Below are 13,987 nucleotides of genomic sequence, written 5' to 3' on the forward strand. Positions count from 1 at the left end.
CAGTCGTGTGAGAATAAACAAAAAATCGATCCTTTTATTTGTATCGTTACTTATTCGTGATAGAATAAAAAAGGAGGTGTATGTCGTGGATTACAGCAGAATGTGCCCGAAGTACGAGTCGGCCATTGAAGTTCTCGGCAAGAAGTGGTCTGGATTAATTATTCGCGTACTCTTAGGCGGTCCGAGGCGCTTTAAGGACATTAAAGCACAAATTCCGGAGATGAGTGATCGAATGCTGACGGAGCGAATCAAAGAATTCGAGGAAGCAGGCATTCTTGAGCGCAAAGTTTATCCGGAGACACCGGTGCGTATTGAATATGAATTAACAAAAAAGGGACAAGACCTCCAGCAGGTCATTGAATCCATTCAGAACTGGGGCGAGAAGTGGATGTGAGCTGCGTCCGTACGAAAGCCAGACCGCTGAACGATCTGGCTTGTTTTCATCCATAGAAGATTTACTTGTGTGTAAGAAAAAGTGGGGATTAGAAGCGGCCACCAAGCTGTTGCTCAGCCATTTGCACCAAACGCTTAGTGATTTCTCCACCTACAGAACCGTTTTGACGAGATGTTGTATCTGCTCCTAATTGTACGCCAAACTCAGAAGCGATTTCGTATTTCATTTGGTCAATCGCTTGTTGTGCGCCTGGTGCTACCAAATTGTTTGAACTGCGTTGATTTTGAGCCATGATTTGTTCATCTCCTTACGAGAATTTTAGAGTATCAAGGATGTATGTCCTTGTAAGTATATTGTCACAATCTACTCACAATCTTACACATGGTAAATGATAGAAAAAAGGCGAGGGGGAGCCTTATGGTTTTGAAGTTAGTGTTTTATTTCGGGGGATTAGTCACATTTGTAGTGGCATTGCTGACGTATTTTGCTACGAAGCGGGCATGGCCGGCACCTGTCGTGTTATTGCCGATGTTTGGATTCGTAGCGTATTATTCGCAAGACCAGCAGACGGTTTTTCTCATTGGGGCCGGATTTTCGCTGTTAGCTTATCTCATTGCGCTACTCATTAAAGTTTTGATACAAAGAGATAAGCAGAAGGGGTAATGAAAGGAGAATACAATGGAGCAAATTACATGCCCTTATTGTGGAAAACAAGTAACAGGAAATCACCGCTATGAAGTGAAGTGCTATCAGTGCGGGAAATATAGTTATGTAACGGAAGGATGCACGGCTGACCAGGAGAAGCATGAGCTGGCAGAAGCGGCCGGTCACTATGCGTACGCCTATGTTCCGCAGCATGTTCGTGAGTATGCGGACAAATACGGTCTTGCACAATCCGGGCCGACAACTCTGCGTTGGTTCCGTGACCACGAAGAGGAAGCGAATCAGAAAATGAAACAATTTCTTGCAGAGAAATTAGATGAACACGTTCTTTGCAAGCTGCATGAAGAACACGATGGTACGATGCCGTTTCTGTTGTACGTACTTGATTCTCTAGAATTCCCTGTGCCGCGTGCATCGCTTGAATGGGAAGCGGATCAGACAAGCAGCAGCGAGTTTTAATTGCATGCTATTGCCAGAGCCCCACGCCGTACTGAGCGGGGGTTTTTCTTTTATTGGGAAAAGAAGGATTTCTTTGGTGCGATGTGCAATCTAGAACAAAGTGGAAACAAAAGGGGAGATGAGTGCGATGGGGAAATTACATGATGTTGATGTGAATCGAAAGTTTGAAACAAAAAAAGAATACAAAGAGGAACTTAAAAAATACCAGTTGAAACTGCTTACATTACAGCGGCAGTTTCATCAGGAGAATATTCCGCTTATCCTCGTATTTGAAGGCTGGGATGCTGCGGGGAAAGGGGGCGCAATCCGCCGTCTTACAGAGAAGATCGATCCGCGCGGTTTTCAAGTTCATGCGATCAGCGCACCGAATATTATCGAAAAGCAATACCATTATATGAGCCGCTTTTGGAGCAAGCTTCCTCCAAAGGGGGCGATCGGCATCTTTGACCGCTCTTGGTATGGGCGTGTGCTAGTAGAGCGCGTGGAGAAGTTGGCTGATAAAGATGAATGGAAGCGTGCATACCAAGAAATCAACGAGTTTGAGAAGATGCTCGCAGATGACGGTGCTGTCATCGTGAAATTTTGGGTTCATATCAGCAAGCAAGAGCAGCTTGATCGATTTGAAGAACGAAAGGCCAATCCGTTCAAGCATTGGAAATTAACGGAAGAAGATTGGCGCAACCGTGAGAAATGGGATGATTATGTAGAAGCGGTGGATGAGATGCTAGAACGTACCGATACTTCATACGCTCCATGGTTTATTGTCGAAGGGAATTATAAGTGGTATGCTCGCGTAAAGGTGTTAAAGACGGTTGTGCAAGCGATGAAAGCTCGCCTAAAAGCTGAAAATTAGGCGGAGGATAGTTGCGCTTACCGGGCTGGGATGATAGATTAATGACATAAAATGTACACAAATAAGAGGAGCAACGGTGAGTGGAATGATTGAAACAATGGAGCGCCTGACACAGGCACAGGAGGAGCGGAATGCTGTATCCGCCGAGGTATTATATTATCGCATTGAGAAATTAAAACAAAACTTCGCTTTGGCCGGAGATGAGAAAAACGCCAAAAAAGCGGAGCAGTTGCTTGAAAAGTTATACAAAAAAGAATTTACTGTCGCTTTCTGCGGACATTTCTCTGCTGGTAAATCAAGCATGATTAATGCGTTGATGGGAAGCCAGGTGCTGCCATCAAGCCCGATTCCGACGAGCGCTAATGTGGTAAGCATCAAAACCGGAAAGAAGTCGGCAAGGGTCTTCTTCAAACATCGTGCTCCGATGGATGTCGGGGCTGATTATGATGTCAGTGAGCTTAAAAAATACGCAATCAATGGTGATGAAGTAGAGACCATTGAGTTGTACTATCCGTCCAATCTGCTTGGTGAAGCCATCAGTATTATGGATACGCCGGGTATTGATTCAACGGATGATGCACATAAGGTATCAACGGAGTCCTCCCTTCATCTCTCGGATGCCGTATTGTATGTCATGGATTATAACCATGTTCAATCGGAAGTGAACTTTCAGTTTACGAAAACATTGAAGGATCGAGGAGTTCCCGTATATTTGGTTATTAATCAGATCGATAAGCACGTGGACTTTGAATTGAGCTTTGCAGCGTACCGTCAGAGTGTTATTGAGGCGTTTCGGCATTGGGATATTGAGCCGGATGGCATTTATTTTACAACGTTAAAGGACGCCACTCATCCCGAGAATGAGTGGGCTGAGCTGCTTGAGAAACTTGGCGAGCTTTTCAAAAACAAAGAAACGCTTATTATTCCAAGTATTATGCGGGCTGCAATGTATTTGATTGAGGAACACCGAAGATTTCTCCATGATATGCATGCTCAAGAGCGTGAGCCGTATGAGCGCTTGGTCAAAGAGCGGGCAGAGGAGGGAGATGTGCAGAAGCAGTATGCAGAACTGTCCGCACGTCTGTCGGCCCTGTTTGAACCGGCCGATCAGCTTGAAAAACAGGGGAAGCAAGAACTGCAGAACATTCTTGAGAATGCTCCGTTAATTCCGTTCTCCACACGTGAGCTGGCTCGTCTCTTTCTAGAGAGCCGACAGCCTGGCTTTAAGGTTGGATTCTTATTCTCGGGCAATAAGACAAAGGAAGAAAAAGCGAAGCGGCTGCAGGAGTTGCATGCGGAGCTTTCTCAGAATGCATCTGCGCACTTGGAATGGCATATTAAGGGGCTTTTGCGTATTCTTCCTGAAACGTATGGGTATGATGACAGCGAGTATCAGAAGCAGGTTATGGATTTTGCTGTTCCTCTCTCTGAGACGCTAATAGAGAATGAAGTCAAAACAGGAGCTCTGACAGGCGGCGAGGCAATTCTTAATTACTCCAAAGATATCGCCAATGCAGTGAAGAATCTGTATCGCCGCAAAGCAGCGGATATGATTGAGCGTGCAGCACAGGCTATGCGCAAGCAGGCAGAGGGTGAAGCAGCGGAGCTTACACAGCAGCTTGATTCGATTCGTGAATGGAAAGAGGCTGAAGACAAGTTAACGACATTGGCTGAACAGGAGATTCGTACCCAGCACAAACTGTCTGATATGGTATGGAAGGGAGCACCAGGCGAGGAGCAGGCGGCACCACTTCCAGCCTATGAGCAGCAGGCGGCAGAGCGGACGGCAGCAACGAGCGCTTCACCTGCACACATAGAAGCAAAGCCAATCCGCCTGACGACGGCTAAAGAAGTGGGGCGACAGGATACAGGCTATACGTCCGCAATAAAAAAGGACTACAAAGCGCAGCGTGTGCAGACCGCTGATATGCTTCGCCAAAGCGCTCATACGATCCATGATGTTCCAGGGTTATCCGGTATTGCACGCGCGATGGAGCAGCGTGCAGAACGCCTAGACAAGAACCGCTTTACTGTAGCGTTGTTCGGTGCTTTCAGTGCGGGGAAATCTTCATTTGCCAATGCGTTGATGGGTGATTTAATTCTTCCGGTTTCTCCAAATCCGACGACGGCTGCTATTAATAAGATTTTACCGCCGGATGAGCACAATCCGCATGCCAGCGTACGCGTCCGTTTGAAAACGGAGCAGGATATTACAAGCGATGTGCTTCATTCACTTGATGTGTTCGGTGTGCAGGCGAATACCATTCAAGAGGCAATTGAGCAGACCGCGACTCTTGATGCAGGAGACATTCACCCGACAGCAAAACCGCATTATAGTTTTCTTCGCGCGGTACAGAAAGGGTTCGGTGAGATCGTCTCTCGTCTTGGCGAAGATCTTATTATCGGCCTTCAAGAGTTTCAGGAGTTTGTTGCGCAGGAGCATAAAGCGTGCTTTGTGGAATGGATTGAGTTGTATTACGATTGTCCGCTCACACAGCAGGGCATCATTCTTGTGGATACGCCGGGTGCCGATTCAATTAACGCTCGTCATACAGGCGTTGCTTTTGAGTACATCAAAAACGCCGATGCTGTATTGTTCGTCACATATTATAATCATGCATTCTCACATGCAGACCGCGAATTTCTCATACAGTTAGGGCGCGTTAAAGATACGTTTGCTATGGATAAGATGTTCTTTATCGTAAATGCGGCGGACTTGGCCCAATCGAAAGAAGAGTTGGACGGCGTAGTAGATCATGTTGTACAAAATCTGGCTACGTGCGGAATTGTTCGTCCGCGCATTTATCCCGTATCGAGTCAGACTGCGCTCTTGGCTCGCATGGATGAGAAGGGCAAGCTGAGCGAATCAGCCGCAGGTATTCTTCGCAAACGATTGGGTATAAGGGAAGGGGAGGCACTTCCGGCTACAGAGGAAGCACTAAGCTTCTCCGGGCTTGCACATTTCGAAGAAGAATTCATTTCCTTTACGCTTGAAGAACTTATGCAGATTGCTCTTAATGAAGCATTTGCTGAAGTTCGTCGCAGCATAAAAACGATGGATGATCTCATCCTAGCTGCGCGTCAGGATGTGAGCCTGCGTGAGCGCAAGCTGATTGAGGCTAAGAGTCATCAGGACCGTGCGCTGCAGGAGATTCATCAATGGGATACAACGGCTGATGTTCAGGCGGTAGAGAAGGAAATACAAGAACTTACGTATTATGTTAAGCAGAGGGTTATGCTGCGCTTTAGCGAGGCATTTCGCCATTCATTCAATCCTTCGTCAATCCAAAATGACGGACGGGATTTGAAGAAGGCATTGCAGCAGGGACTTGAAGAATTATCACGTTTCCTGGCGTTTGATTTGGCACAGGAGATGCGTGCCACAGCGCTGCGTATTGAGAAGTTCATGGCAGGCATAGGAGTGAAAATGCTTGAGCGGCTTGCGGTACGTATGCAGATCGAACACTTCGAACTTCGAACATGGGAGCAGCCTGCATATGACACGCCCGAGTTTGCCGCACAGTTCCCAGAAGGAACGACCAATGAGCTGCGAGGTTCGCTCAGCTTGTTTAAAAATCCGAAGCAGTTTTTTGAACAGGGCGGTCATGAAAAAATGAGGGAATCACTCGAACAGAAATATCAAAACCCGGTGCAGGCATATATAGGTGAAGGCGAGCACATTTTGCGCGAATACTATCTTGCGGCATTTCTGCATGAAATAAAGCAAGCTCGCACGCGTGCAGAAACGGAAGTGGAAGAGCATTTTGCAGGTCTTCTTGCTGCACTTAGTATGAAGATGGATGTAGAAGATCTTGCGCTGCGTAGGCAGAATGTAGAGGCCGGTTTGTCAGCCGCTGTCGCTTTGGTTGATCCAAAATAAAACAATTATGTCTCGCTACTCTATGAATTTTCTACTATAATGAAAGAAGCAGTATAGAGAAAAAAAACGATGTGGTGGGTGATACCGGATGAAAATTGTCGAAACAAACCTTGTAGGCCAAGAGTTCTCCTTTGATTTGATCGATACCGCCCTGCATGACATCGGATTCAATCGTGGCGGCATGTTCGATTACGATTGGGCTGCGTATGACTATCCGTTGTTGACGTCGAAGCTGGAAGATTTCATGTTTCTGCGCATTTTCACACGTGCTACGTCAGGTGAGATCGAACGTAGTAATTGCACAGTTCAGGTGACGGATGTGATGATCACCGGTGCTAAGTACCACGAAGGACTTGATTTCAGCAAAGAAATCGAGAAGAGCTACGTGGATCGTGCTCGCGAAATCATCAAAGAAGCTGCACAGCGGCTCAAAGCTGACAAGATTGACATCAATGTTCGTGATGCGAGCGTGACTGACCGCGAAATTCGCAGCGGTGTGCGTCCCGTATTCTAAACACAAATAAAGAGAGGCCTTCGGTCGTTTTGTCCGAAGGCCTCTCTACTATGTAGAAAGCAAGCATGATGGGAGAAGGGTGAGGGCGATGAAAAACATATGGGGCATGGGGTTTATAGCTTTGCTGCTGGTATTCGTACTTACGGCCTGTGGGCAAGAGAAGACAGGTGAAGAGAAGAATGCCACAAGTATGAAAGTGTCGTTTAAAGCACCGGACAATATAGAAGCGGGAAAAAAAATGGAGTATAGCGTTCACATCGAAAAAGACGGACAACCAGTAAAAGATGCAGACGTTGTCGTTCAACTGGAGATGGCAGCGATGGATCATGGGAAGAATGGCTTCCGTGCAACAATGATGGAGCCTGGTACATATAAAGGACAAGCAGTATTGCCAATGGGGGGAGATTGGCTTGCTTACGTGCAGATAAAAGCAGGGGGAGAAGACATGACTGAACAGTTTGCATTCAAAGCTAAAGGGGATATGATGCTTCCAGAAGAGATGGATAAAGTCGGACTGCAGGAAGACGGATCATTAAAGAACCCAGATTTTTAATAAAAAGAAGCGCACAAGGTTCTGTTCAGTAACCATGTACGCTTCTTTTTTCATTATGTTCTAGCAGCCGATACATAGTTACGGGCCAGCATCTCGTCGTAAGGCTTACTCATCCACGAATCTTCCGTATCAGGTCTATTTGCATGCGCCCATTCTGTACTGTCTGCTGTCTGCGCCGTCCGGATGTCATGTTTCTCGGATAATGAGAGAGGCGTAGAGGAATGGGGAGTCTTTGTTGAATAGCTCATGCACGTGTCAATGATTTCATCCCAGTTGGCGAAGCTCATAATTGAGTCATTCTCCCTTCTTTTGAAATCCGTGCCTCGATACCGGTTCGCTATTGTGCCAAGTAGAGTCTCTAGCTGGCCTCCTTTCCTGTCATTTGCTTTATTATAAAAAAGGATAGAAAAAATAACAATATTAATTTTGTAATTTTCTATTAATTAAAACGAAAGAGGTCGATAGGTGTGTTTTTCATATAATTGCAAAAGGACGGGAGATATTCCCGCCCTTTTGCATGTGTTTATTCTGTCACGGTTTTATTTGGAGCAGATGTAAAGGATGCTACAATACCACCGATGATAATTCCGATGATCGCTGGCATGATCCAGCCTAAGCCCTGTGATAGCAGCCCGCTCATAAGAGGGAGTTGTATCAGCGCATTCGTAACAGCAGGGAAGGTAATTCCTGCTGCACTGAGACCATCAAGTATAGACAGTACTGCCGCACCAATCACACCTCCGACATATACGGGACGGCGTCCTTGGAACAGCGTATTTGTCAGCGTGAGAATAATCAGGACGATAGCAATCGGATACAGCGTCACCAGAAGAGGTACAGAAATCTTCAGAATGGTAGAAAGACCGAAATTGGTAATTACCACACTGAATAGAACCAAAATCGACAGAACAAGACGATACGAGAGGCGATTGTTCGTCAGATTTGAGAAGAATTCCGCGCAGCTTGTAATCAATCCTACCCCTGTGGTTAAGCAGGCAAATGTAACTGCAAACGACAGCAGGATCAATCCGCCTTGTCCAAGCAATTCTTTGGCCATTAGTGTGATTAATTGTCCGCCGTTTTCATATGGTCCGACTACGTGACCGCTCGTGGCACCGAGATAGGTTAAACCGACATACAAAAGTCCGAGACCGGTTACAGCAATGACGCCCGACTTGATAATGATTTTGGCCTGCATATTTTTGTTTGTAATACCAAGCTCGCGTACTGTGTTAGCAATTACGATACCGAATACGAGAGCAGCCAGCGTATCCATCGTATTATAGCCTTCTAGAAACCCTTTTGAAAACGGATTTTCTAATGTTGCAGTTGAATATCCCCCATCGCCAAGAGGTGAAATTGCCCCACGGATTAGTAATACGGCTAGCAGGACAATCATAATTGGTGTAAGAATTTTACCGAAACGGTCAACCAGCTTGCCAGGATGCAGGCATAGCCAGAACGCAATACCGAAGAATACGATGCTGTAGATGAGCAGACTTGTCGTAGAGCCGCGAACACCTTCCGGCAGGAATGGTGCGACCCCAATTTCGTAAGCTACCGCACTTGTACGTGGAATGGCTAACAGCGGTCCAATTGCCAAATATGTGAGTACTGAAAAGATAACAGAGAATACAGGATTGACGCGGTTCCCCATTAACCGCACATTGCCTCCTGCGCTTGCAACTGCCGCTACACCCAATAGTGGCAGACCCACACCAGTGATCAGAAACCCAAGGATTGCTGTCCACATCGCCGGTCCAGCATCATGGCCTAAAGTCGGCGGGAAAATAATGTTGCCTGCTCCTAAAAAGAGCGCGAATGTCATTAAACCAACAGCCCATAGTTCTTTTACTGATAACACTTGCTTCATACTTCCTCCTTGTACCCTAACCCAATAAATGACTGAATTTTTAGTCGTATCTGTCAAACGACTTATCTATCATACCATATTTTATTTATAAATAAAGTATAATACATAAATTCAAAATAGAAAAACTATTCATTTTTTATAGGGGAAAACAAGAGAAGGCCACTGAGAAAGTGTAAAGCTTATGAGAAGTCGATGTTCCTTAGTAATCACTTCGATCAGTCCAAGTTTTTCTTCCTGCTTGATAAGGATCGGTTCCTTCCGACGTAAAAACATCGGAGCCTGTGTGAGTGAAAAAAAGATGCTCTCATCTTGGTCATAGAAATCAATTGTTTGGCTTGGTTCACAAATATAGAGGCTGCGTAAGTGAATGACACGTCCTTGATGAATGCGATGCCATTCAAATACACCTAATCCCGTCATCTCGGTGTGCTGACGATAGGCTGATAGCGGCACAAAGGAGAGATAGAGAGGCTGCGATTGATTTTTTTGTTGAAGCAGATGAGAGACTAGGAGTATTTCGCGAATTTCGTGTATAAGATGTAGAAAGCGGATAACAGCCATAGATATGAATGACTCCTTTACGCAATACAATATGTGGCGTTGACGCTATTCAAGTAGTATGTACGAATAAAGGGAAGAACATACAAAAGAATCAGGATAAAAAATTTAGAATTTTTGAACATTGTTAAACAGATTAAATAATACTAGGTTCGTTGTAACAAATTTGTTACAATTGCTGTAATAGGGAAGAGAATCTTAAAAGTTGGAGGGTATCTTATGCCAGAGACTCAGTTGAAAGAAATCTGTGAGGAGTCCTACAACAGATTGAAGAAAGTTTGTATGGAACTAGAGAAGTTCTTAAACTCGACGACGTTGAATCAATTAGTACAAACCTCTTCTAACCCTGAGGAGTATGAACCGTATTATCGAGACTACCTATCCGATTTTCGCCATCTCCTCGTTAACTGTGAAAATGCCTATGAGAAGTTAGGTATTTGCCTGCGCCGCGCCCGTTTTAATAAAGAATTCGCGGAAGAAGCCCTCTATACGGTATACCACACTTGTGTAAACGTATTCTTTTATCCGAAGGGAGAAGTATACGAAGAGGATGGCCGTAATTCGTATACAGGCCGTGATGCGATTATCTTCCATAAAGAAGTAACTCCCGACCTTAAAGAGATGACTTTAGGCATGTCAAAAGTATTTGAATACCTAAGAGACGAACTTCAGTATTATGAAACAGACTATGTGACGATGAAACGGATGAGTACAGTTCGCTAATCGCATAAAAAAAAGTATACAATCTCCCGCTGTTTATAAGGCAGCGGGAGATTTTTTTATACGTGTAGCTCTTCTACATAAATAGTTGTCGAAGCCACTCAAGCAGACCTCCGTTTTTATGCGGTGTGGGTTCTTGCTTGGGTGCGGTCGGCTGAGCGGCATTTTGCATTTTGATGCCTGCCAGTTGCAGCGCGCGCGGTACGTCCATAATGCCGTAACCGTAATGCTGATCCCAGCCTTTGATGCCGGCATCGGTTGTAGCCTCTCGGATGATCTTCATTACTTCTCTATTGCTTAATGAAGAATTTAGCGAACGAATAAGTCCGGCTAATCCGGCGACATGAGGACAAGCCATAGAGGTACCGGATAATGAAGCATAATCCTTTTGAATGTACGTGCTTGGAATGTCTACTCCAGGTGCTGACACATCAATATGAGGACCGAAATTGGAGAACTCGGCCTGTTTTCCCTTCCAGTCAACTGCAGCTACGCTGATTACCTCAGGGTAAGCGGCAGGATAGCTAGGCTGATTCGTATGGTCGTTTCCGCTTGCAGCGATCATGATGACATTTTTACTGAAAGCGTACTTAATTGCATCATGAAGTACGTTAGAGGGATGATAATTTCCAACACTCATGTTGATGACCTTGGCGCCATGATCGGCTGCCCAAATAATGCCGCGGGCAATATCAAAAGAAGAGCCGCTGCCGTCTGCCCCAATGCCTTTAACCGGCATAATCTTGTTATTCCAGGCAATGCCAGCAATCCCTTGCTGGTTGTTGGTTTTTGCTGCGATAATGCCGGCAACATGCGTGCCGTGTCCATTATCATCCTGTGCCTTGTTAGAGTCGTTTAGCACATTATAGCCGCTCACTAATTTTCCCTGAAATTCAGGATGGGTTAAGTCAACGCCCGTATCAATCACGGCGATAATTACATCGGGTTTTCCTTTGGTGATATCCCAGGCTTTTTCCATGTCGATTGCAGGCATGTTCCATTGATAGCGAGGATAGAGCGTATCGTTAGGCGTTGCATTCGGCAGAAGCAAATAATTGGGCTCAGCAAACCGGACATCCTGTCGTTTATTAAAGTATGCGATCAATTCATCGGTAGACATTGTATGTGATTTGAAAATATAAAGCGTACCGGACCCTGCTTTTTTCCAACCGTTAATATGGGTCATTGTCTGCTTCAGATTATCAGGCGCAGGAGGTGTCTTGAATTTGACGGTAACTTCCCGTTTCATGTAATGGCTCGTCTGTTTGCTGTTATGGTGAATCGTAATAACATGGCCGCTGCTATCAAGCTGTTTGCGTGCTTCCTGAACTTCACTAATATAGTTAATCCGGTAAAATTTACTTTTCTCCTGTGTCTGTTGCACAACAGGGGGAGATGCTTGTTTGGGCGGTGCTGCGCTGCGCTTCGGCTCGGCAAATAAAAAATATGCGGCCAACAGCACAGCCAGCCCGCCAGCGCCATATCGAACAAAGCGTTTCATGAGGAACCTCCTTAGGGAAGTGATGCGTTGCTTATAGCGTGTGGCAGGTGTGGGCATTGTATGAAAGGTGGATTTTTACAGCCTGAAAACCACTGTCATACCTTGTGCTGACAGGAGGAAATTAACACGAAAAAATCATAATTTTTTGAAGGTAAACGCTTTTATTTGTGGAATAAGTATAGTACAGTGTTGTATAACAAACAGAATTTTCGCTAAAGTAAAAAGCTCTGCCGAAGAGCTAGAATATTACTCGGATGGGGGTTGAAACCATGACTACGAAAGAACGACCGCAGGATATCATGATGCTTGACGACACCGCGAATCTTACGAACTATGAGGAAGCGGCACGTACCATGGATTGGAAAGAGATGGAGAAGAACTTTTCTTGGTACGAGACAGGCAAAGTGAACATTGTCTTTGAAGCGATTGACCGGCATGTGGAGAACGGCAATGGCGACAAAGTGGCATTATACTATACGGACGGAGAGCGGGACGAGCAGTACACATACGAACAACTGCGCCAGTTATCCTGCCAATTTGCTAACGGTTTAAAGGAGAAGGGTGTGCAAAAAGGCGATCGTGTCTTTATTTTCATGCCGCGCAGCCCTGAGTTGTTTATCGCTTTGCTTGGCATTGTGCGCATGGGCGCCATTGCAGGTCCGCTTTTCGAGGCGTTCATGGAGGATGCTGTTAGAGATCGTCTGCTTGATAGCGGCTCTGTGGCTGTGGTGACGACACCGTCCCTTCTTTACCGCATTCCGGTGAATGAACTCCCAGAATTAAGACATGTTATTCTTGTCGGTGCGCAGGAGAAGACGGCCGACAATCAAGTATTATATGAAGAGTTAATGGCATCGTCTGATGAATATACCATTGAATGGGTAGAGCGTGAATCAGGCATGCTGTTGCATTATACATCGGGTTCAACCGGTAAACCAAAAGGTGTTTTTCAAGTTCATGATGCCATGATTCATCAGTATGTATCAGGTAAATGGGTATACGATCTGCGAGAAGGCGATATCTATTGGTGTACCGCAGACCCCGGTTGGGTAACGGGAACATCGGCGGGCATGTGGGCTCCGTGGTTGAATGGAGTATCCGTTGTGCTGCGCGGTGGACGTTTTAAGCCGGCAGATTGGTATGCGACGCTTGAAAAATATAAGGTGAACGTATGGTTTAGTGCGCCGACGGCATTCCGGATGCTGATGGGAGAAGGCGATGAGCTGCCAAAGCGCTTCGATTTATCTTCGCTGCGTCATATTCTCTCTGCGGGAGAGCCGTTGAATCCAGAAGTCATCCGTTGGGGATTAGACGTATTACAGCACCGCATTCATGATAACTGGTGGATGACGGAGACAGGATCAACCATCTGTGCCAATTATCGTTCCATGCCGATTCGTCCTGGCTCTATGGGTAAGCCGCTGCCAGGCATTAAGATGGCGATTGTAGATGATGAAGGCAATGAGCTTGCGCCGAACACGATGGGGAATCTTGCTATTATGCCGCCGTGGCCGGCAATGATGCGTAAGATCTGGAACAATCCGGCAAAGTATGAGGAGTATTTTATGACCGGATGGTACGTATCTGGGGATTCTGCTTATATGGATGAGGATGGATACTTCTGGTTTGAAGGACGTGTAGATGATGTAATTAATACGTCCGGTGAACGGGTGGGTCCATTTGAAGTTGAGAGCAAGCTGGTAGAGCATCCAGCGGTAGCCGAGGCTGGTGTTATCGGTGTTCCCGATCCGGTACGTGGTGAGATTATCAAGGCATTCATTACATTGCGTGCGGGCTATGAAGAGAGCACAGAATTGAAGGAAGAGATTCGGGTATTTGTGAAGGAGCGCTTGGCTGCACATGCTGCACCGCGACAAATAGAATTCCGTGATAAGCTTCCGAAGACGCGTTCCGGTAAGATCATGCGCCGTGTCTTAAAGGCTTGGGAACTCGGTCTGCCAACAGGTGATTTATCTACAATGGAAGACTAATGCAACCAAAGAAAGAGGTAAGAACGCT

14 protein-coding genes are annotated in these 13,987 nt (G+C 45.8%); 9 read left to right on the forward strand and 5 right to left on the reverse strand.

Going from position 1 to position 13,987, the window contains the following annotated elements:
- The first annotated feature begins 85 nt into the window (after positions 1-85).
- Positions 86-394, forward strand: coding sequence for a winged helix-turn-helix transcriptional regulator (locus AB3351_RS17155; RefSeq protein ID WP_371148370.1), 309 nt, complete (start codon positions 86-88; stop codon positions 392-394).
- Positions 395-482: 88 nt separating this feature from the next.
- Here AB3351_RS17155 and AB3351_RS17160 read toward each other — a convergent pair whose 3' ends face one another.
- The gene (locus tag AB3351_RS17160; protein ID WP_371148371.1) at positions 483-686 is read right to left on the reverse strand and encodes a small, acid-soluble spore protein, alpha/beta type; all 204 of its coding nucleotides are present in this window, start codon (positions 684-686) and stop codon (positions 483-485) included.
- Between the two features lie 125 nt (positions 687-811).
- On the opposite strand from AB3351_RS17160, the gene AB3351_RS17165 reads away from it, so the two are divergent.
- The 6 genes from AB3351_RS17165 to AB3351_RS17190 all read left to right on the forward strand — a co-directional run bounded on the left by AB3351_RS17165 (position 812) and on the right by AB3351_RS17190 (position 7,316).
- Positions 812-1,057, forward strand: a complete 246-nt coding sequence (locus AB3351_RS17165) for a hypothetical protein (RefSeq protein ID WP_371148372.1) — start codon at positions 812-814, stop codon at positions 1,055-1,057.
- 15 nt (positions 1,058-1,072) lie between these two features.
- Positions 1,073-1,516 carry a hypothetical protein gene (locus tag AB3351_RS17170; RefSeq protein ID WP_371148373.1) on the forward strand — a complete coding sequence of 148 codons (444 nt, stop codon included), beginning with the start codon at positions 1,073-1,075 and terminating at the stop codon, positions 1,514-1,516.
- A gap of 127 nt (positions 1,517-1,643) precedes the next feature.
- The gene (locus tag AB3351_RS17175; RefSeq protein WP_371148374.1) at positions 1,644-2,369 is read left to right on the forward strand and encodes a polyphosphate kinase 2 family protein; all 726 of its coding nucleotides are present in this window, start codon (positions 1,644-1,646) and stop codon (positions 2,367-2,369) included.
- Positions 2,370-2,454: 85 nt separating this feature from the next.
- Positions 2,455-6,249, forward strand: coding sequence for a dynamin family protein (locus tag AB3351_RS17180; RefSeq protein ID WP_371148458.1), 3,795 nt, complete (start codon positions 2,455-2,457; stop codon positions 6,247-6,249).
- Positions 6,250-6,337: 88 nt separating this feature from the next.
- Positions 6,338-6,763, forward strand: a complete 426-nt coding sequence (locus tag AB3351_RS17185; RefSeq protein WP_371148375.1) for a YugN family protein — start codon at positions 6,338-6,340, stop codon at positions 6,761-6,763.
- 88 nt (positions 6,764-6,851) lie between these two features.
- Positions 6,852-7,316, forward strand: coding sequence for a FixH family protein (locus tag AB3351_RS17190; protein ID WP_371148376.1), 465 nt, complete (start codon positions 6,852-6,854; stop codon positions 7,314-7,316).
- Between the two features lie 53 nt (positions 7,317-7,369).
- Here AB3351_RS17190 and AB3351_RS17195 read toward each other — a convergent pair whose 3' ends face one another.
- From AB3351_RS17195 to AB3351_RS17205, 3 genes are all read right to left on the reverse strand, one after another.
- Positions 7,370-7,603 (reverse strand): hypothetical protein, encoded by a 234-nt coding sequence (locus tag AB3351_RS17195; protein WP_371148377.1) that lies wholly within the window; start codon positions 7,601-7,603, stop codon positions 7,370-7,372.
- A gap of 236 nt (positions 7,604-7,839) precedes the next feature.
- Positions 7,840-9,189: a branched-chain amino acid transport system II carrier protein gene (gene brnQ / locus AB3351_RS17200; RefSeq protein WP_371148378.1), complete on the reverse strand. Its 1,350-nt coding sequence runs from the start codon at positions 9,187-9,189 to the stop codon at positions 7,840-7,842.
- Positions 9,190-9,318: 129 nt separating this feature from the next.
- On the reverse strand, positions 9,319-9,750 hold the full coding sequence (locus AB3351_RS17205; protein WP_371148379.1) for a hypothetical protein: 432 nt from the start codon (positions 9,748-9,750) through the stop codon (positions 9,319-9,321).
- Between the two features lie 216 nt (positions 9,751-9,966).
- Between AB3351_RS17205 and AB3351_RS17210 the strand changes: the two genes are divergently transcribed.
- On the forward strand, positions 9,967-10,470 hold the full coding sequence (locus tag AB3351_RS17210) for a DUF3907 family protein (protein WP_371148380.1): 504 nt from the start codon (positions 9,967-9,969) through the stop codon (positions 10,468-10,470).
- 73 nt (positions 10,471-10,543) lie between these two features.
- Here AB3351_RS17210 and AB3351_RS17215 read toward each other — a convergent pair whose 3' ends face one another.
- Positions 10,544-11,968 (reverse strand): S8 family peptidase, encoded by a 1,425-nt coding sequence (locus AB3351_RS17215; RefSeq protein WP_371148381.1) that lies wholly within the window; start codon positions 11,966-11,968, stop codon positions 10,544-10,546.
- Positions 11,969-12,237: 269 nt separating this feature from the next.
- Between AB3351_RS17215 and acsA the strand changes: the two genes are divergently transcribed.
- On the forward strand, positions 12,238-13,959 hold the full coding sequence (gene acsA / locus AB3351_RS17220; protein WP_371148382.1) for an acetate--CoA ligase: 1,722 nt from the start codon (positions 12,238-12,240) through the stop codon (positions 13,957-13,959).
- Positions 13,960-13,987: the final 28 nt, after the last annotated feature.

Origin of the sequence: Aneurinibacillus sp. REN35, assembly GCF_041379945.2 — a bacterium.
Classification (GTDB): Bacteria; Bacillota; Bacilli; order Aneurinibacillales; family Aneurinibacillaceae; genus Aneurinibacillus.